Genomic DNA, 19,066 nt, shown 5'->3' on the forward strand with positions numbered 1-19,066 from the left:
TCTTCTTCACCGTGATTTTTTGAAGATGACCTTGTTTCACCGCTAATTTTTTTAGTCACCATAACCTTTTCGATAAGTTGTAGATTCCATTAAATCGTATTAAATTCCTCGCATTGCTCTTTAGTCAATTCGATGTCGATTAGACTTTCATTAAGAAACTCTGCTCTCTTGGCGACGGTGGAGGTATTGAGCTCTACCAATGCTTTAGATTGCATGGCCTTAATCATTCTAGTTTGGTCTCTATGTTCAATGTCTAGTGCTTGTTGCTCCTTTTGCCAGTCGTCCTTGACAACAAAAACTCTTTAAGTTCGAAGATTGCCATCTTATGAATAGCAGATACGCGCTAAATCTCTACGGCTTCATATAATTCTGTAAAAACTCAATTAATCAGCATTTAATGCTGATTTTTAAAGCCATAGCATCATTTTCAGATACATATTTTTCTTTGGATATCACACAATCTTATGTGTATTGTGTCCTCAAAACTCATTAATTCGATCTAAGCTTCCTTCGTGGCAACCTACAAAACTGGGAGAGTAAATTATCAAACCGCAGAATTTATTGTTTATCTTTTCGGATGAACATGATCCACGTTATATGGGTTGCTCAGGACACCCCTTTGTTAAAACCCCAAATATCGATGGCCTAGCAGATCGCGGTGTTCGATTTAATAATGCTTGGACATCGTGCCCTGTTTGCGTGCCCACACGAGCTAGTTTAGCAACCGGTAGATATGTCCATGATATTGGTTACTGGGATAACGCCATTGCTTATGATGGGCGAATACCAAGTTGGGGTCATCGACTTCAAGAAAATGGCTGTAGGGTTGAGTCTATTGGGAAATTGCATTATCAAGACGCACAACTTTCTACAGGATTTGATAAGCAGCATGAGCCAATGCATATTTTGAATGGAATTGGGCAACTTTGGGGTTCGGTTCGCGATCCAATGCCAGAAAAAGCGGGCTTATCTGAGCTTTACACCAAAGTTGGCCCAGGCCTTTCAAATTACAACCGTTATGACCAGAGAATATGTCAATTAACAATAGATTGGCTTAAGGATCGCGCAAATAATCCAGACCCAAATCCTTGGACGTTATTTGTGGGATTTGTAGCTCCGCATATGCCGTTAGTAGTGCCTGAGGAGTTTGTAAATCCCTATCTAAGTATAGATTTTCCAATGCCTAAATTATTGCCAAGAAATGGATATATTCGTCATCCATGGGTGCAAAGAATGGCAAGTTTTTGGGATCATGATGCCACTTTTGATTCTGATGATAAAAGGCGTTTGGCAATGGCCTGTTATTTTGGGTTGATAAGTTTCTTAGATTTCCAAATTGGAAGAATTATTGAAACGCTTGATTCGACTGGATTGTCGCAAACAACCCGAATAATTTACAGCAGTGATCATGGCGATAATTTGGGAGCTCGCGGGTTATGGAATAAGGATGTCCTATATCGGGAGTCAACTGGCATCCCGATGATTCTTGCAGGGCCTGATGTTGAGTCAAAAGTTTGCAATACAAATGTTGGATTAGTGGATATATACCCCACAATATTGGATTGTATGGGTATAGAGCTCAGTGAAGATGAGGAAAGTCTTCCGGGCAAATCTCTTTTTGAGGTTGCAGAACAGGCAGACGATACCAGTCGATTGGGCTTTAGTGAATATGAGGCTGTTGGAGCGGACACCGCCGCATTCATGCTAACTCGAGGCAATTTTAAATATCATTATTACGTAGGGTATCAACCTGAGTTATTTAATCTTGAGTCAGATCCCGAAGAGTTGAAAAATTTGGCAGGAGATCCTGCGTATAAAGATATTCTTTCCAGCTTTGAATTGGAGTTAAGAGAATTATTAGACCCCGAAAAAATTGATCGCCTTGCAAAAGATGATCAAAACGAGTTAATCAAGAGATATGGTGGCGGGGACGCTGCCTTCGGGCTTGGTTATATGGGAGAAACACCGGCAGATAAAAAATTTAACCCTAATTAATGACCTCTAAAAGCTTTTTAGCACTAGGAAATCAGTATGAAAATTTTTATTCGAATTATTTTCAGTTTGGTAATTGTCTTTTATTCGCTAATCGTTTTGGCTCAAAGAGATTATCCAAGTAGACCCGTAACGATAGTTGTTCCATTTGCATCTGGGGGGGTGACGGATGTAGTTGCTAGGCTCTATGCGCAGCACCTTACAAAAAGAATGGACTCAACCTTTTATGTTGAAAATAAACCAGGGGCAGGGGGGACTGTTGGAACGGACTATGTAGCTCGCGCTACTCCAGATGGATATACGCTGGGGATATTTTTGGATTCAAACACGATTGCACCAGCGCTATATGCCAATCTTGGGTCGGACCCAATTAAGGATTTCACGCTGATCACAATGATAGCCGAGGGGCAACATATTATTGTTGCCAATCCAAGCTTCCCCCCAAACACACTCAAGGAGCTAATTGATTACATCAAAAGTAAACCTGGAGAACCCTATGCTTCTACAGGGCAAGGCACTGCTCAGCATTTGGGGATGGAATTGATTAAGTTGAAATCAGGCATTGATATAACGCACGTGCCTTACAAGGGGGGTGGACAAGCTATAACTGATTTAGTTGGCGGTCAGGTTAAGTTCGGCATGCTTGGTCTTGCGCCATCTTTACCCTATATTAAGTCTGGGAAACTTAAAGCAATCGCTGTAACTGGTCAAAAGCGATCAAATCTTTTGCCAAATACACCAACCGTAAGTGAAACTCTCCCTGGTGTATATACGCTTCAGTGGTTTGGTGTGGTGGCACCCGCTGGTTTATCTATGCAAATCCAACAAAAATTGTTACAAGAAATTAATGCGATCTCAAAAGAGCCGGAGGTTAGGCAGAGATTAGCAAATATTGGTCTTGATGCTAGTCTTAATACCAGCTCGGCAGATTTCTATAGTTTTATGTTAAAGGATTTAGCAAAGTGGCCACCATTAGTTAAGGCTGCAGGGATTAAGCCCGAGTAATGTGTGCAGTCCGGGCAAATAGCCAGGAAAGTAGACCATTCTCTTTGATGGGATTTGTATTCTTAGAAAACGAGCTAAATAGTTAAGTCGCTCGCATTTTTGACTAATTTTGACCACATAGCTTGAGCTGCAGGAGATAAGCTGCGACCTTTTCTTTTTAACATATAAATAGGCCTTACGGCTTTTTGATCCTCAATAGGAATCGCCGCTAAGCCCGGTAACTTGCATAGCTGAATAGCAAACTGTGGCACCACACTAATCCCAAAATCATTAGCCACCAGGCCTGCCAAAGTGCCAAATTGGGATACCTCAAATCCACTGTCTTTAATATCAATTGATTTGAGTAGCTCTTGCAATTGCTGCCAAACACTTCCGGATCTAACTGTATTCACCATCACGCAGCCGGATAGATCCTTAAGCTTTAGCGATTTGCGTTTAGCAAGGTAGTGATTGGCGCGACAAATTAAAAACATCCCTTCTTGCGCCAAGAGAACAGAATCAAATTCTTTTGCGTGGGATGATCGAGCATTTAAACCAAAGTCGACTTCACCATTGGCAACCATCTCGATGCATCGATCCGAAACGACATCATGCAATTGCAAGTTAATGCCTGGATGCTCTCGCTTAAATTCCGCCATCTGCTTAGGTAACCAGGAAGCAGATAAAGAAGGTGGGGCTGCGATAGACACTCTTCCAACGGCACAAGAGGCTCGATCCCGTAACTCAGCAATTGAATTGGTAATTTCGTTAGCAATTCGATGGGCGCCTTTTGAGAAGATTTCTCCCTCGGCAGTCAAAGAGACGTTTCGAGTGTCTCGATCAAATAAACGGGCGCCAACCTTTTCTTCAAGCCGAGTGATCATCTGGCTGAATGCCGAGGGCGACACATGGCAACGCTCCGCGGCAATTGCAAAGCGCCTTGTTTCCTCTAAAGCCAAAAATGCATCGATTAAACGTCCGGATATATTCATTAATAAATTGGAATAATTAGTTCAATAAATTAAGTTTACATGTATAACATATATGGCGCATAGTGGATGTTTTATCAAATAGATTGGTTATGAAAACAATTTCGATTGGCTGCGGCGCTGGATTTTCCGGTGATAGGACGGATGTAGCCCTACCCGTTGTAAAAACCTTAATTGAGCGAGGTGGGCCAAGCGCCATTATTTTTGAGAATTTAGCCGAGCGCACGCTAGCCACCCATCAACTTACAAAGCAATTGAACCCTGATCTGGGATATGAACCGCTACTGGAGTTAGAAATTAAACCAATTCTGGCCGATTGTTTAAGGCACGGCATCACTATTGTGGGCAATTTTGGCGCGGCTAACCCAAGAGGCGCCGCTAAGTTGATTTTGAAAATTGCAAAAGAGTTAAATCTTCCTGAGCCCCGTATTGCAGTGGTTGAGGGCGATGATCTATCTGGTGAGCGTGGTCGCAAAATTATTGAAGAGCATTTGGGTGACGAGTTTGATAGTAAAAAATTTGTCTGCGCAAACGCCTATCAAGGTGCCTTAGAAATTGCTCGAGCTATCCAATCTGGCGCGCAAATTGTTGTAGCGGGAAGAGTGGCCGACCCATCCCTTACTGTTGGTCCTGCTATGGCTCACTACCAGTGGCGTACAGATCAATGGGATGAAATTGCTGGAGCCACTATGGCTGGCCACCTCTTGGAATGTGGCGCACAGGTAAGTGGTGGGTATTTCGCAGACCCCGGCAAAAAGGAGGTGCCGGATATGCACGATGTTGGATTTCCAATTGCGGAAGTATTTCCGGATGGCTCGTGCATTCTCACTAAAGCCAACAACACTGGCGGTCTTGTAAGCATGCAAACAGTTAAGGAGCAGTTACTTTATGAGCTTCACGATCCTGCAGCGTATATCACTCCAGATGTTGTGGCAGATATCACTGAGGCAGCGGTAGAGGAATTGGGGAGGAATCAAGTTCGCCTGAGCGGGGTTAAGGGCCGCCCTCAAACATCCACCCTTAAGGCGAATGTGTTCTTTGATGGCGGCTGGTTTGGTGAGGGAGAAATTTCTTATGCAGGCCAAAATGCAGAAGGTCGCGCACGTTTGGCTATGGATATTCTGCAAAAAAGAATGGGGGTGATCATGCACCTCCGCTTCGACCTAATTGGGGTATCTAGCATTCTTGGCGACGATAAAAACCATATGCTTGCACGGACCCCTATGACGAATTCCCAAGATATTCGCCTCAGAGTGGCAGGGCAACATCAGGATCTTGATGAGATCGACCACTTATTAAGAGAATTAACTGCCTTATGGACTGGGGGCCCCGCTGGCGGCGGCGGCGTGCGAGTTGGTAAGCGTCGCCGCCTCTCCACCCGTTCGTGCTTAGTCAATCGTAGCCACGCACCAGCGAACTTTTACTTCTTTAACACTCAGAATTAGAGAAAAAGATGACAAGAACCCTATATGAAATTGCTCATGCCAGAACTGGTGACAAAGGTAATATCTCCAATATCAGCCTCATTGCTTATAAGTCTGAAGACTATGAGATTTTGGTGCGAGAAGTAACGGAAGAACGTGTCATCAAGCAATTTTCTGATCGTGCCCCCAGTAAAGTCACTCGCTATCTACTTCCTAAATTACATGCGATGAACTTTGTTCTTCATGATGTCCTAGATGGCGGCGTGAATGACTCTTTGAATCTAGATATGCATGGCAAGTCACTTTCATTTCACTTGTTAAGCATGGCAATCGAATAAAAAATAAAAATCCCTAGGAGACATCATGAGCTATAAAAAAATCCTTAATGTTTTACTTTTGGCAATATCTATCAATATATTTTCGATAGCCGCGCTTGCGCAAAGCTTTCCGCAAAAACAAATAAAAATGATCGTGCCATTTCCACCTGGGTCAGCAACCGATATGGCCGCCAGAATTATGGGGCAACAAATCTCCAGCGCACTCGGGCAGCCAGTGGTTATCGATAATAAGCCCGGCGCGTCAGGATCAATCGCTGCCATGGAGGTTATTCGCTCTAACCCAGATGGCTACACACTTCTTTTCTCCTCCAATTCTGCGATCTCTTCTAATGTCGCCTTGCTCAAGAAGATTCCCTACGATCCCACTAAAGATTTCACCCCAATCGTAGGGGTAGGTGAAAACATGTTGGTGCTTATTACCAAAAGTAGCAACCCTGCGAAGAATCTTCAAGAGCTCATAGCAAATGCCAAGCAAAGCCCTGGAAAAATGAGCGCTGGTTACGGTTCTTCAAGCTCACAAGTTTGTATTGCCTTATTAAATAAACTGGGCGGCATTGATGTGCTTTCAGTTCCCTACAAAGGAATTCCACTAGCGATTAACGATGTGATGGGTGGCGCGCTAGATTTTACATTTGCTGATATTGGCAATGCACTTGCACAGACTAAGGGTGGAACGATGAAGAGCCTTGGAGTTACCGCACCCAAAAGAACTCCACTCGCCCCAGAATGGCCAGCTATCGCTGAGACACTCCCAGGATTTGATATTACCGCTTGGTTTGCTATTGTTGGGCCAGCAGGAATTCCCAAGGATGTTGTTAATAAACTAAGTGCTGCAACCATGAGCGCCCTTAAAAAGCCCGATATAAAAGAGAAGTTGGCTGTAATCGGTTTATCTCCTATGCCTTTAGGGCCAGATCAGCTGCAGGCTTTTATCTCAACAGAAATCACAAAATGGACTCGCCTCGTTAAAGAGGCCAACATTCAACCAGAGTAAAAAATATGAAGAAAGTAATGTTAGTTACTGGCGCAAGTCGTGGAATTGGAGCAAGTGTTGCCCTCATGGCTGGACTGCGAGGTTATCGAGTCGCAATTAATTATGTGAAAGATCAAGTTTCTGCCAATAAAGTGGTTCAAGCGATTGAAGCTGCCGGTGGGGAAGCTATTGCTATTCAGGCAGATGTGGGCGATTTTAAGGCAGCAGAGGGAATGTTTAAGGCGGTTGATCGGAAATGGGGACGCCTAGACGTTTTGGTAAATAACGCAGGAATGTTGGCAAATTTTCGTGTAGAAGATGTAACGGATGAAAATGTTTCTCAGATTTTCAGAACTAATGTCTTTAGTACTTATTTCTGTTCTCGCGAAGCCGTCAGGAGGATGTCTACAAAACATGGGGGTGCTGGCGGAGTTATTGTAAATCTGAGTTCGGTAGCCGCTAGGCTCGGAGGGCTCGGTGGTGGATCGGGATATGCTGCAACTAAAGCAGCAATAAGCACTTTCACACTTGCATTAGCAAAAGAAGTTGGTCATGAAGGCATTAGGGTGAATGCAGTAAGTCCGGGTCTCATCGAAACTGAGATCCATAACGTGCATGGCGGCATTGCGCATATGCAAGAGCTTGCAAAAACAGCGGTACCCATGGGTCGTCATGGAAGCGCCGATGAAGTAGCAGAAGCTATCCTATGGCTTGCTTCAGATGCATCATCTTATGTTGATGGTGTGGTGCTAGATGTATCGGGCGGGAGATAACTATGTCAAATAAACGAAAAGTAATTATTACCTGCGCGGTCACGGGGTCTATTCACACGCCATCGATGTCACCCTATCTACCTATCACCCCGAAACAAATTTCTGACGCAGCGGTTGAGGCACATAATGCTGGCGCCGCCATTGTTCATCTGCATGCCAGGAATCCTCAGGATGGCAGGCCAATTCAAACACCTCAAGCATTCCGGGAGTTTGTATCCGATATTAAAGCGCGAAGTAATGCGATTATTAATATCACCACTGGCGGTGCGCCTTCAATGACGGTGGAAGAGAGATTTCAGCCTGCCTTGGAGCTCAAACCGGAGCTTGCTTCATTGAATATGGGCTCGATGAATTTTGGATTATTTCCTATGTTGAAGCGTTATACAGAATTTAAGTACCCCTGGGAAAGACCTTTTCTTGACGGTACTAAGGATCTGGTTTTTAAAAATACCTTTGCTGATATTGAGCATGTATTAAGGTGCGGCAGAGAAAATGGAACCCGTTTTGAGTTTGAATGCTATGACACCGCGCATTTGTATAATCTCGCGCACTTTCTCGATCGTAAACTTGCTACGCCACCGCTGTTTGTGCAAACCGTCTTCGGTATTTTGGGTGGTATTGGTGGACACCCAGATGATGTCGCCCACTTAAAGCGAACAGCTGATCGTTTGTTTGGTGATGATTTTATTTGGTCGGTACTAGGGGCTGGAAAATCTCAAATGGGGATTGCCAGTATTTCCGCAACCCAGGGTGGACATGTTCGTGTCGGCTTAGAGGATTCTTTGTGGATGGGTCCTGGAAGTTTGGCTCAAAGTAATGCCGATCAAGTGCATCTCATTCGCAATATTCTTGAGTCTCTTGGATTGGATATTGCAACTCCTGATGAAGCTCGATTATTACTTCAGCTAAAGGGAGCAAGCCAGGTGAATTTTTAATTCATTGTTGCTGAGGCGGCTATAAAAAATAGAAATCACTGCACACCTTGGGGTAATACATATTAATGCTGGCGGATCAAATGAGATCTTAGATTGAGACCGATGGATTAAAAATTCGCCAGCAAAGTGGCATACGTCAATATCGGCTGTGGGTCGGATTCTGTCCTTAGGGTTTAGCTGGTGTGAAGGGCGGCTAAGGTCTTATTTTTCACCTCAATTAACTGCTTTGCATATTTTTCTAGGTTCGGATGTCTGCCAGATTGAACTCTTAAACTGAGATTTAGTGCTATTGGATCAGGGTGATTTGGCGGGGTTAGGGGTACTCCGACCGCATGAAGTTCCTTTCGATATGTTCCTCTTATGATGCAATAGCCACATTCGTTAATTTGTGAAAATGAAGCCTTAATATCCGAAATTATTTTATTAGCAGACCCTTTATATTTCGATTGAAAAATATTCATGAGGTAATTAAATTTTTGTTTATCAAGGCTATAAAGTAGCGCATGACCGATGGCAGTATATAAAACTGGTCTGGTGGTCCCAATTTCAGGTATGCTCAGCCACTGCTCTTCTGGCCTAAAGCTTTCTACATAAACTGCGTCAAAATTATCTAGGACGGCCATAGAGGTTTGACCGAGAGACTTGTCTGTGAGTTCTTTCATCCAATTTCTTGCAATGTGCCTCTCTGGCATATTTGCAATTACTGGGTAGCCCAGCTTTAGCACTCCATAACCAAGTTGATACTTTCTTTCATGAGGTGCTTTATTAAGCAATCCTAAATCGCAAAGGGTATTGGTTATGCGGGCTACTGTTGATGGTGGAAGATCAAGTAATTCACTCAGCCTTTTATTTCCTATCACAGGCTCTGAATGGCTAAAACATCTAAGCAAATCTATACCGCTTTTAATTGTTGAGCTGTAATTTTTTACATTTTTGACAGTCATGCTTGCCACCTTTAATTCCGATAATCGGAATTATATTTTAACTATTACAGATAATCTTTGATCATCAATTTTGGGGAAAACGATGAGAAAAACTATTGCTATGATTGGGTTGTTGTTTTCCTTTCTGTGTTTATCTGCTTCGGCCGTAGCGCAGGAATCTTGGCCGTCAAAGCCAATTAAGATTTTGATCCCATTTAGCCCGGGTGCATTAACTGATGTAATTGCTCGAATGTATGGTGTGGAGTTGAGTAAAAAGTTTGGTGTTTCGGTGATTATCGAAAATATTTCGGGGGCGGGGGGTGTAACAGCGGGAAAAATACTGAAATCATTGCCTGCAGATGGCTATACGCTTATGTTTGTTTCGTCTGGACATGCTGTTAACCCAAGCTTAAAGAAAGAGCTTCCATTTAATACGTTAAAGGATTTTTCCGGGGTTGCTCTTGTAGCAAGTTCGCCCGCATTAATAATAGTTAACGCCAATTCGCAATTTAAGACCTTAGGTGAGTTAATTGAGTACTCGAAAAAAAATCCAGATAAATTAAATTACGGATCCGCAGGAATTGGCTCTGCTACCCATCTGGCAGGTGAGTACTTTTTAATGGAAACAAACATTAAATTAACTCATATTCCATATAAAGGTGTTCAAGAAGCAGTTAGCGAGGTTTTTGCACAGCGAATCGATACTGCTTTCCCTCCGATTGCATTGGCATTGCCATTTATTAATGACGGACGTATAAGGGCGCTGGCAAATACTGGGGCTAGACGCTCTAGTTTATTACCTAATGTGCCCACAGTAGCTGAGAGTGGGTACAAAGATTTTGACTATCGCATTTGGTATGGGTTTGTTATGAGATCAAATGCTCCAAAAAATATCATGGATAAATTCGCAAATGAAATTAAGTTAATTTCAATGAATCCAGAAATTATTGCTAAATTTGAATCGCAAGGATTAGAGCCATCCGATATATATATGGATGCGTTTGATAAGTACATCGGATCTGAAATTAATAAATTTGGAAAAATTATTAAAGCAGCAGGCATTCAACCAGACTAAAAGGCGGGTATGAAAGAAATTATTGGTGGAAAAATTGTAGTCAACTCTTTAATAGAGGAAGGTGTAAATACCGCTTTTGGTTTAATTGGCTCTGCAGGTATGGAAATTTTCGATGGGTTGTATGATGCAAAATCTATCAAGTTTATTGGGGTTCGGGATGAGCGAACGGGTACCCATATGGCTGATGGTTATGCAAGGGCATCGGGGAAGCCTGGCGTATTTATTGCAGGTCAAAATGGTCCCGGAGTTACAAATTTAGTTACGGGATTGGCTCAAGCCAAAGCTGCGCTTTCGCCAGTTGTTGCTATTGCAGGTTCGCTATCTTCAGCCCATCAATATCGAGATGCATTTCAAGAGGTTGATCAGACTTCATTATTATCAACAGTAACGAAGCGATCGGTTTTGATCCCAAGTACAGATAGGATTGCCGAGTTAATGAGGGATGGCTTTCGGACCGCAACAACCCCAAAACAAGGACCTGTCGCACTAAATATACCTCGAGATGTTTTATCTAAGAGTATTACTCAGACCGAAGACTATATCCCAAAGGGTAGGCAATTCGACTTTATTTGTGGGGCTTCTGCAACCTCTATTGAGAACGCTGTAAAAATTGTTTCAAAAGCAAAGTCGCCATTAATTTTAGTTGGCGGTGGAGTTAAAAATGGTCGTCAATCCAAATTAGTTGAAAAATTAGCTACTTTATTGTATGCGCCAGTGGCAATGTCGCCTGGTCATGGGGATGCCGTATCTTGTGATTTTGATTTGTATGCTGGACAAGTGGGTCCTCGGGGCAATGTTGTTGCTTCGAATTTAATGAAGAAAGCAGATGTCATTTTGGCGATTGGAACCCGAATTGGGTTCAATACAACTTTTTATAGTTACGAAAACATCAATTCAAATGCAAAGATTATTCAGGTTGAATTAGACCCTTTGGCAATTGGTAGATTTTTTCCAGTAGAGATTGGGATTTATGCAGATTCTGGCGAATTTATATCTTCCTTAATTCATGCGTTAGCCGGGCATCACCGATCAGCAGAAGTTTTTTCCTGGACTAGTGACTTCTTAGAAAAAAGAAAACATTTTTTAGCGGAGCGTGAGAGTTTTTCTTCTACAAGTGCCCTAATTCAACCTGCCCAGTTGTATCGTTCAATTAGGCACTTAGCTCCAAAAGACTCTGCATATACTATGGATGCAGGCACCTTATGTTTGCAGGCTACCGATAACCTCAATTATGCTCAGCCACCAAGCCTATTCACACCTTTAGATTTTGGTCTGGTTGGTTTTTCATATGCCTGTGGGTTGGGTGTGAAATTAGCATGTCCAGATAGAACTGTCATCAGTCTTATGGGTGATGGCGGTTTTGGAATGACTTCCAGTGAACTTGGAACTGCCGCACAATACCAAATTAATTCAATTTGTATTGTCATGAATAATGGGTGTTGGGGAGCTGAAAAAGCCTACCAGAAAGATTTTTTTGGTAAACGCTATATGGGTGCGGATGTGCCAAACCCACCATACGATAAATTAGCCGAGCTATGGGGCGCAAAGGGCTATAGAGCATCAAGCATCAAAGAATTTGAAAGAGTATTTGTTGATGCCCTATCGGCTAATGCCCCGGCAGTAATAGATGTCTCAGTTGACCCTAATGCATTGTTTAGCTTCAGAAGGGATTCATTTGCGCACCGGGCAAAATAATGCTTGATCAAGAATTTGATTTCATTGTTATTGGTGCTGGGTCAGCAGGGTCGGTATTAGCTTCGCGTCTCAGTGAGGATGATCGCTTTAATGTCCTATTGATTGAGGGAGGCGGTTCAGACAGTAATATATGGATTCATGTCCCTTTGGGTGTGGGCAAGCTGCTTACAAATAAAAAATACGCTTGGCCATTTCAAACTCAACCTCAAGAATTTATGAAAGGCCAAAGTATTTATTGGCCAAGGGGAAAAACCTTAGGGGGATCAAGCTCATTAAATGGTATGGCGTATGTATGGGGGGATCCTAAGGAATACGATAGCTGGCAGGGCTTGGGGGTTTCTGGGTGGAGTTTTGAAAAGCTCCTACCATTTTTCAAGAAAATTGAATCAAATCCCTACAGCACAAACCCGCTAAGAGGAAAGGATGGGCCAATCAAAGTTACTGACCGGGCTATTAGGGAGCGGGATGCTATATCTGATGCGTTTATCAATGGGTGTCTTGCGACGGGAATAAAACCGACCGCAGACTATAACGTTATTAATTATGAGGGTGTGAGGTATTTAGAGCAGAGTGCTCATAATGGGATTCGGTGGAGTGCAGCAAAAGGCTATCTCTCTAAAGTAAAAGGTAGGCGAAATTTAACAATACTTACCAATACATTTGTTACTAAGTTAATTATTAATGGTGATGAATGCATGGGTGTCGAATGCATTAAAGATGGGAAAGAGCTACGTTTTAATGCGAAGCGGGAAACTATTTTATCTGCAGGCGCCATCCAATCTCCGCAAATATTAGAGTTGTCGGGAATTGGCGATCAAAATATTCTTAAAACTTATGGAATAGAGGTAAAAAAGCATTTGCCATCGGTTGGTGAAAACATGATTGATCACTTGCAAGTGAGGTGTACCTATAGATCAAAACTTTCTGAGACTATTAATGATTTGATGAATAGCGTAGCAGTAAAGATGAAGGTCGGGTTGCAGTATATCTTTACAAGAAAAGGGCTTTTGGCAAACACTTCTTCTACGGCACATGCTATTACAAAGACAAACCATGGGCTTAGTCATCCTAATGTAATGATTCGTATTTATCACATAAGTGGGGCTGATAGATACTCTAGAAGTCCAGGTGCTGGGATCGATCAATTTTCAGGGTTTTCTATAGGCGGATTTTTGCTGTATCCGAAGTCCAGAGGTTCCACACACATCAAGTCAGCCAACCCATATCATCCGCCAAAAATCCAGCCAAATTATTTGAAAGATCCAGAAGACCAAAAGTTAACAATTGAGCTCATTAGATTAATACGAAGAATTGCCAAAACCAAGGAAATGCAATTAGTAATAGATGATGAAACTCGACCTGGAAATGAAATTGTTGAAGATGTTGAAATCCTTGATTACATCAAGACCATTGGTCAAACTGCGTGGCACACTGTAGGCACATGTCGCATGGGGGATGAATCTAATTCAGTAGTAGATAGCAATCTCAGGGTGCACGGTATAAAACGCCTTCGTATTGCTGATATATCGGTCATGCCTACTGTGGCCTCGTCAAATACCAATGCACCCGCAATGATGATTGGCGAGAGGGCTGCTCATCTGATACTTTCTTCACAGGAATTAATATGAAACATAAAGATAAGGCTTCCTATCCAACGCCTTTAATAGAGGAGCACATAGCCAGCGGTGATTGGAATCCATTATGGGACCAGCTGCGAATCCTAGACCCTGAATTTATGGAGTCTTATTTAAAGTTTCGTAGCGTCCCTCATAAGAATGGTCCTCTTCCAAAGAAGTTTAAGGAATTGATTTTGGTGGCTATTAATGCGGCAACTACACATATGTACGGACCTGGAGTAAGGCGACATATGCAGAATGCATTAAAAGCTGGAGCAACCCCAGAGGAGATACTGGAGGTTATTCAGTTAACCACTGTGATGGGTATTCATTCATGCAATTTAGCTGTACCCATTTTGTGTGAAGAGCTTAAAAATGCCAAGAAAAATTCCTGAGCATTGGTGATACTGCTAGCGCTGAATAGACCTGCCTTATAGTCTTTGTCGGTTTACGCTCGTCTCATATGGGAGGTAATCAAGGTTGGCATCTTGGGAGCGTTTGTTCATTTTTTTAAGTTCTGCATACACTCAGCCGTTAATTCATAGCGACATTAGCCGATGCTTTGGGTAGGATAGCTTTTGAGTGCGCTGAGTAATTAATCATTCATTTTTATATTACGCTCAACGGCAATTTTTGAGTAGGTCGAATATTCACTTTTCAAAAATTCGGCGAATTCTTTTGGCGAACTACCGATGGGTTCAACCCCCTGCGATAATAATTTATCATGCGTGGCTGGCTCCTTTACTAGCTTGTTCGTTGCAATTGCCAACTTAGAGACGATTTCATTAGAAGTTTTGGCGGGAACAAAAAGCCCCATCCAGTTAGTAAATCTATATCCCTTCATATTAGGTAATTCTGCCACGGCCATCACATCTGGCATGGCTGAAGACCTTTTTTCACTGGTTACTGCGAGGATGGTGATTTTTCCATTTTTTGCATGAGCAATGGTTGGTGGCATGCCGATTATTGCAATTGGAATTTGTCCGCCCAAAGCATCGGCTAATGCGGGTGCGGCTCCTTTATAAGGAACATGCAAAACATCAATGCCTGCAATAGCATTTAAGGACTCTCCAGCAAATTGCATCGAACTTCCATTGCCGGGAGTTCCATATGAATACTTGCCAGGGTTGGTTTTTGCTAACACAATAAACTCGGAGAGGTTTTTTGCTGGAACATTTGGGTGGGCCGCTATTACTAAAGGAGTTTCTCCAATGAGTGAGATTGGCGTCAGATCCGTTTTTGGATCGTATGGAACCTTTTGTCCAGCGCTAGGGCCAACTACAATTTCTGCAGGCGATGCAATTAAAAGGGTATACCCATCGGGAGCGCTTTTAGCAACTAGGTCAGCGCCAATTGCCCCTGATGCGCCAGCTTTGTTTTCTACAATAACATTTGTATTAAGTATGTCACCCAGTCTTTGGGCATAAGTTCTTGCTACTGCATCTACCCCACCACCTGGGGGGTAAGGAACAATAATTCTAATCGGCCTATCAGGCCAAACTGCAGAAAATACATTACTGCTTAGTAAGAGACTGGTGACAAAAGTGATAATCAATTTTGATGCCGAAGTTGCATTCATAATTTATCCAATCAGTCTTAGTGTTAGAGGAAGTCAGCAGCAGCGCCAGGGGCAGGGGTGAACCCAATATCTCCTCGAGCAATTACAGCTTCGCGCCCACCGTTAGCGGCTAAATTTTCAGCCTGTCTTGCTTTGGCTCTTCTGTCAGTTTCATCTGGATCACATACGCTAAGAAGCTTCAGATGGCATTCCGCAAGAATATTTTTGTAATCAGGATCTTGACCAAGATCATTTATTTCATTCGGATCGTTTTCAAGATCAAATAATTGTGCGGGGTATTTTGCGTAATAAACGTATTTCCATTTCCCGTTACGAATCGCATACGCTCCAGTGGTTGAACCCATTCCATGGTATTCAGAGAGAACCGTTCTGTCGGGTTGATAGCCTTTGGCTAGATCAAACAAGGAGACTCCAGGGTGTCCATCTTTGACCGATTCAAAATTAATACCGATTCCTTCTAGAATTGTCGGGAAGCAATCAACATGACTAACGGGGGTTTCTATTCGAACCCCTTTTGGAACGTCTGGTCCAGCCATGATTAATGGCACCCCTGCAATTTCTTCAAACATCGTTGATTTGCCCCAAAGACCTCTTGCACCTAAATTATCTCCATGATCACTTGTGTAAATGACATTGGTAGTTTCGGCAAATCCAAGATCTTGCAAAGTGGTCAGGATCTTTCCTATGTTTTCGTCTAAATACGAGACTAAGCCAAAATATCCGCATAACGCACGTTTAACTTGATCTTCGTTTTCAAAGTAATCGTCATAGCAAAATGAATTTCGATAGTCTTCTAAATAAGGATGATTGGGTCGTTCCTCACGCGCATACATTAAGGGCATTGGTAACTTTTTACCCCAATATTTGTAATAGTGTTCTGGTGGGGCTGTGAGGGGGAAGTGCGGGGCAACAAAAGAAACGAACAGAACCCAAGGTTTATCAACAGCCTCCTCTTTTGCGGCTTTTTCATGAAGCCAAATTTGAGCTTTTGAGCAAATCTCTTTGTCATAAAAAGTGTATTGAGATTCTCCTGGTCCAGCTAATGCAGCCATTTTTTTTGATCCGCCACGCTTTGGTAAATCATCGCGAACCAATCCAAGTAAATCACCTTTACCTTTGAGAATGTGCATAGGAATTTGTTCCTCTGTAAATCCATGGTCTTCTTCGTATTCTCTAAAATGCAACTTTCCTATGGAAGTTACGTTAAATCCCTGATTCCGAATAATGTGATGCCATGAGGGTATGGAGCCATCATAGGCATCGGCGTTATCCCAAAACCCAATTTGATTTATATATTTTCCAGTTGCAAAGCCTGCCCTGGCGGGTATGCAAACGGGGCTGGTTGTATAAGTGTGTTCGAAAACCGTTCCTCTTTTAGCTAACGCATCAAGGTTTGGAGTTTGAATAATGGGGTGACCAGAGTGTCCAAGCACCTTGGGATTGTGTTCGTCGGACATGATGACTAGAAAATTATTTGCCATGTTTTTGCTCATTTAGTAAGAGGTGGTTTTTGTAAATACTATATTACTATATAGTTTTTGGCTATCAATTGAATTACAGATAAAATGACTTGATGAATAAAAACCCCGCTTTGAAGGACTTTTTGCCGGTTTTAAGTGCGCACTTACGCTCAGGATTGCCGAAATATATTGCGTTGCGGGATGCAATTATTGAAATGGCATCAACTGGTACATGGCCTTCTGGAATGCGGTTAATGACCGAAGTGGAGTGGGCAAAAGAACTTCCCATTTCACTTGGAACGATACAGCGAGCATTTAGGATGTTGGTTGATGAAGGTGTTGTTATTCGTCGTCAGGGGCAAGGCTCCTTTTTAGCTAGCGCTGATAGTGGAAGGATGCATGCCCCATTACATTGCAGGTTTATAGATGACTCTGGACAAGCATATTTGCCCGTTTATTCAACTGTTCTTTCAAAAGGCGCCGCCAATCAAGTGGGCCCATGGAGTGAGCATCTCGGCAAAAGGGATCTTTATAAGATAGATCGAATACTTGATATAGGCAATGAATTTCAAGTACACAGCTCATTTTGGATAGATGCTCAGAAATTTCCGGGTTTTAAAAAGTTACCACTTAAAAAGTTATCTGGTGAAAACTTTAAGGAAATTATCTGGAATAGCACTCACCAGCCAGTCGGTAGGCTAGTTCAGTACCTCGTAATGAAGCTGCCGCCAAAAGATATTCAGCAAAAACTGAATATCAAGGTTGGAGTTATTTGCCAATTTTTGCAGGTATTTGCTTATATTGGCCAAAATCAACCTTTGTATTACCAAGAAATATGGATCCCATTTAATTCTAGAAAATTGGACTTGGCTTCACATGGTCGAGATAAAGGGCTGGAAGGATATTGATTGTCCGTTTCTGGGCTGAGTATTGACTGCCAAAAGATGGTGGATTTCAAGGTTGGTATCTTGGATGGGATTTGAACCTACGACCGTCGTGTTATGAGCTCCAAATATTTTTTAATTTCATTACCAACGGATGTACTGTCATAAGGTTCAAAGTGCGGCCACTCAAATTTCTAGTGCCGGCATCAAGGGTAACATCACATGCTGTTTTTCTAAAAAGTCAGTAAACGACTTCTTAGTGGTCTTTGAGGCTAATGTTACATAGTTTCGGGTTGCTGGAATGACGGTTGTTTTGTGTCGTGAGTAATCGTAGAGGGCAGCCTTGAGAATACGGTCGCCCTCTGCCCAAACTGCCATCGTCGAATGCACGTTCTCTATTCTCTATTCTGATGCCGATAAAAACTTAATATTCACCAAAATAGCATTACATCAATAGTTGCTTTAAATCTTTCTAGTGACCAACGGATCGTTGGTCCGTTGGTTAATGAAGATGGCTAGGGCTATTTCTTGGCAAGCACACTATCTAGGTCAAATGGCTCTTTAGGTTCATTGCTGTATCCATAGGGTCCTCGCATAAATCTCTCAAATTCAGGGTTTGGTTTTGGTTTTAGAGGAAATCGACTCTTCGGCGTCAGTCCCAGCTCATTCATCAATAAAACAGCTTTTGTAATAGCCTTATCCCGAATGTCGACATGATGATTCTTACCGGTTACACCATTGTGGTGAGTCACTACAAGCCCGTTGGTGGAGATTTCTTTGCAACAGGTAACAAAGGTCTCTAGAACCTCTGCGAGCATGGCTAGCGCGTGTTTATCCTGCTCTGTGCTGCTCCCGTATGCATCCCATAGATACTGAGAAGCTTCGTTGATAAAAGTATATTTATTCCAGGTTTGTGGGTCCTTAATCCAGCGCGCCAATGGAATTCTTTGTAATACATCCTCGTTATCTGGCTCTTGGTTAACTGAAGTTAAATGTTGTTTGTTTTTCATGATGGGAATACCCCTGTTTTTCAAAGTTGGTCTTGCGAAAATTTGCCCCTGTACCTGCTATGGTGCTTTTGGGCTGCGTTTTAGTTTCTAAAGTTGTGGAGGTTGGTGTTTGGCTGCGTCTACCCGCCTGACCAACATCAAGAAGGGTAACGATGGGATAGGCACCCCTTAGTAGAGATAGTTCAATTAGTCCTGCGTCATGCAATCGCTTTAAGCATCGCTGCCTTGATTGCCTAGTGATTCCTGAAAGTAGGTCAATGTTGCGATCCAACTTAACGGTATACGAACCATTAATTCCGACATAAAACCAAAGCGATTGGGCAATGACCCCCGTTGCAGTGCCAAGTTGATTTGCCCTATAACTCCACCAATAAGGTATTGGACCTTTTGTGAATAAGTGTAATTTTGTATGCATA

General features: G+C 42.6%; 20 protein-coding genes. 12 read left to right on the forward strand and 8 right to left on the reverse strand.

What is annotated here, in order from left to right; translation table 11 throughout:
* Nucleotides 1–89: 89 nt before the first annotated feature.
* Complete coding sequence (locus tag ICN42_RS11965; RefSeq protein ID WP_255539345.1) at nucleotides 90–215, reverse strand: hypothetical protein; 126 nt, start codon at nucleotides 213–215, stop codon at nucleotides 90–92.
* 346 nt (nucleotides 216–561) lie between these two features.
* On the opposite strand from ICN42_RS11965, the gene ICN42_RS09345 reads away from it, so the two are divergent.
* Both ICN42_RS09345 and ICN42_RS09350 read left to right on the forward strand, forming a co-directional pair.
* On the forward strand, nucleotides 562–1,995 hold the full coding sequence (locus tag ICN42_RS09345; RefSeq protein ID WP_255539346.1) for a sulfatase-like hydrolase/transferase: 1,434 nt from the start codon (nucleotides 562–564) through the stop codon (nucleotides 1,993–1,995).
* Nucleotides 1,996–2,031: 36 nt separating this feature from the next.
* Nucleotides 2,032–2,997 (forward strand): tripartite tricarboxylate transporter substrate binding protein, encoded by a 966-nt coding sequence (locus tag ICN42_RS09350; RefSeq protein ID WP_216253789.1) that lies wholly within the window; start codon nucleotides 2,032–2,034, stop codon nucleotides 2,995–2,997.
* A 74-nt stretch (nucleotides 2,998–3,071) separates the two neighbouring features.
* On the opposite strand, the gene ICN42_RS09355 is transcribed toward ICN42_RS09350, so the two are convergent.
* Nucleotides 3,072–3,968: a LysR family transcriptional regulator gene (locus tag ICN42_RS09355; protein WP_216253792.1), complete on the reverse strand. Its 897-nt coding sequence runs from the start codon at nucleotides 3,966–3,968 to the stop codon at nucleotides 3,072–3,074.
* Nucleotides 3,969–4,057: 89 nt separating this feature from the next.
* Here ICN42_RS09355 and ICN42_RS09360 point away from each other — a divergent pair, with 89 nt between their 5' ends.
* Genes ICN42_RS09360 through ICN42_RS09380 form a run of 5 tightly spaced genes read left to right on the forward strand, consistent with a single transcriptional unit; the run spans nucleotide 4,058 to nucleotide 8,408 of the window.
* Nucleotides 4,058–5,410 (forward strand): acyclic terpene utilization AtuA family protein, encoded by a 1,353-nt coding sequence (locus tag ICN42_RS09360; protein WP_216253795.1) that lies wholly within the window; start codon nucleotides 4,058–4,060, stop codon nucleotides 5,408–5,410.
* Between the two features lie 8 nt (nucleotides 5,411–5,418).
* The gene (locus tag ICN42_RS09365) at nucleotides 5,419–5,727 is read left to right on the forward strand and encodes a hypothetical protein (RefSeq protein ID WP_216253798.1); all 309 of its coding nucleotides are present in this window, start codon (nucleotides 5,419–5,421) and stop codon (nucleotides 5,725–5,727) included.
* A 25-nt stretch (nucleotides 5,728–5,752) separates the two neighbouring features.
* Complete coding sequence (locus ICN42_RS09370; RefSeq protein ID WP_216253800.1) at nucleotides 5,753–6,721, forward strand: tripartite tricarboxylate transporter substrate binding protein; 969 nt, start codon at nucleotides 5,753–5,755, stop codon at nucleotides 6,719–6,721.
* A 5-nt stretch (nucleotides 6,722–6,726) separates the two neighbouring features.
* Nucleotides 6,727–7,473, forward strand: a complete 747-nt coding sequence (locus ICN42_RS09375) for an SDR family oxidoreductase (protein WP_216253803.1) — start codon at nucleotides 6,727–6,729, stop codon at nucleotides 7,471–7,473.
* A gap of 2 nt (nucleotides 7,474–7,475) precedes the next feature.
* Nucleotides 7,476–8,408, forward strand: coding sequence for a 3-keto-5-aminohexanoate cleavage protein (locus ICN42_RS09380; protein ID WP_216253804.1), 933 nt, complete (start codon nucleotides 7,476–7,478; stop codon nucleotides 8,406–8,408).
* Nucleotides 8,409–8,581: 173 nt separating this feature from the next.
* Here ICN42_RS09380 and ICN42_RS09385 read toward each other — a convergent pair whose 3' ends face one another.
* Nucleotides 8,582–9,352, reverse strand: a complete 771-nt coding sequence (locus ICN42_RS09385) for an IclR family transcriptional regulator (protein ID WP_216253806.1) — start codon at nucleotides 9,350–9,352, stop codon at nucleotides 8,582–8,584.
* A gap of 82 nt (nucleotides 9,353–9,434) precedes the next feature.
* Between ICN42_RS09385 and ICN42_RS09390 the strand changes: the two genes are divergently transcribed.
* The 4 genes from ICN42_RS09390 to ICN42_RS09405 are packed head-to-tail and all read left to right on the forward strand — an operon-like array spanning nucleotide 9,435 to nucleotide 14,112.
* Nucleotides 9,435–10,406 (forward strand): tripartite tricarboxylate transporter substrate binding protein, encoded by a 972-nt coding sequence (locus ICN42_RS09390; RefSeq protein ID WP_216253808.1) that lies wholly within the window; start codon nucleotides 9,435–9,437, stop codon nucleotides 10,404–10,406.
* Between the two features lie 9 nt (nucleotides 10,407–10,415).
* Nucleotides 10,416–12,101 carry a thiamine pyrophosphate-binding protein gene (locus ICN42_RS09395; protein ID WP_216253810.1) on the forward strand — a complete coding sequence of 562 codons (1,686 nt, stop codon included), beginning with the start codon at nucleotides 10,416–10,418 and terminating at the stop codon, nucleotides 12,099–12,101.
* A complete protein-coding gene (locus ICN42_RS09400; RefSeq protein ID WP_216253812.1) occupies nucleotides 12,101–13,729 on the forward strand; it encodes a GMC family oxidoreductase in 1,629 nt (542 codons plus the stop codon). Before ICN42_RS09395 ends, ICN42_RS09400 begins: the two co-directional genes overlap by 1 nt.
* Complete coding sequence (locus ICN42_RS09405; RefSeq protein WP_216253814.1) at nucleotides 13,726–14,112, forward strand: carboxymuconolactone decarboxylase family protein; 387 nt, start codon at nucleotides 13,726–13,728, stop codon at nucleotides 14,110–14,112. The genes ICN42_RS09400 and ICN42_RS09405 overlap by 4 nt, the downstream gene beginning before the upstream one ends.
* A 200-nt stretch (nucleotides 14,113–14,312) precedes the next feature.
* Here ICN42_RS09405 and ICN42_RS09410 read toward each other — a convergent pair whose 3' ends face one another.
* Both ICN42_RS09410 and ICN42_RS09415 read right to left on the reverse strand, forming a co-directional pair.
* Complete coding sequence (locus ICN42_RS09410; RefSeq protein WP_216253816.1) at nucleotides 14,313–15,296, reverse strand: tripartite tricarboxylate transporter substrate binding protein; 984 nt, start codon at nucleotides 15,294–15,296, stop codon at nucleotides 14,313–14,315.
* A gap of 23 nt (nucleotides 15,297–15,319) precedes the next feature.
* A complete protein-coding gene (locus ICN42_RS09415; protein WP_255539347.1) occupies nucleotides 15,320–16,777 on the reverse strand; it encodes a sulfatase-like hydrolase/transferase in 1,458 nt (485 codons plus the stop codon).
* A 92-nt stretch (nucleotides 16,778–16,869) separates the two neighbouring features.
* Between ICN42_RS09415 and ICN42_RS09420 the strand changes: the two genes are divergently transcribed.
* Complete coding sequence (locus tag ICN42_RS09420) at nucleotides 16,870–17,664, forward strand: GntR family transcriptional regulator (RefSeq protein ID WP_216253824.1); 795 nt, start codon at nucleotides 16,870–16,872, stop codon at nucleotides 17,662–17,664.
* Nucleotides 17,665–17,826: 162 nt separating this feature from the next.
* Here ICN42_RS09420 and ICN42_RS09425 read toward each other — a convergent pair whose 3' ends face one another.
* From ICN42_RS09425 to ICN42_RS09435, 3 genes are all read right to left on the reverse strand, one after another.
* Nucleotides 17,827–18,018, reverse strand: coding sequence for a hypothetical protein (locus ICN42_RS09425; RefSeq protein ID WP_216253828.1), 192 nt, complete (start codon nucleotides 18,016–18,018; stop codon nucleotides 17,827–17,829).
* A gap of 143 nt (nucleotides 18,019–18,161) precedes the next feature.
* On the reverse strand, nucleotides 18,162–18,650 hold the full coding sequence (locus ICN42_RS09430) for a P27 family phage terminase small subunit (RefSeq protein ID WP_216253830.1): 489 nt from the start codon (nucleotides 18,648–18,650) through the stop codon (nucleotides 18,162–18,164).
* Nucleotides 18,619–19,065 (reverse strand): hypothetical protein, encoded by a 447-nt coding sequence (locus tag ICN42_RS09435; protein WP_216253833.1) that lies wholly within the window; start codon nucleotides 19,063–19,065, stop codon nucleotides 18,619–18,621. Before ICN42_RS09435 ends, ICN42_RS09430 begins: the two co-directional genes overlap by 32 nt.
* Nucleotide 19,066 lies beyond the last annotated feature (1 nt).

This window comes from Polynucleobacter sp. 71A-WALBACH (assembly GCF_018882365.1).
Taxonomy (GTDB): domain Bacteria; phylum Pseudomonadota; class Gammaproteobacteria; order Burkholderiales; family Burkholderiaceae; genus Polynucleobacter.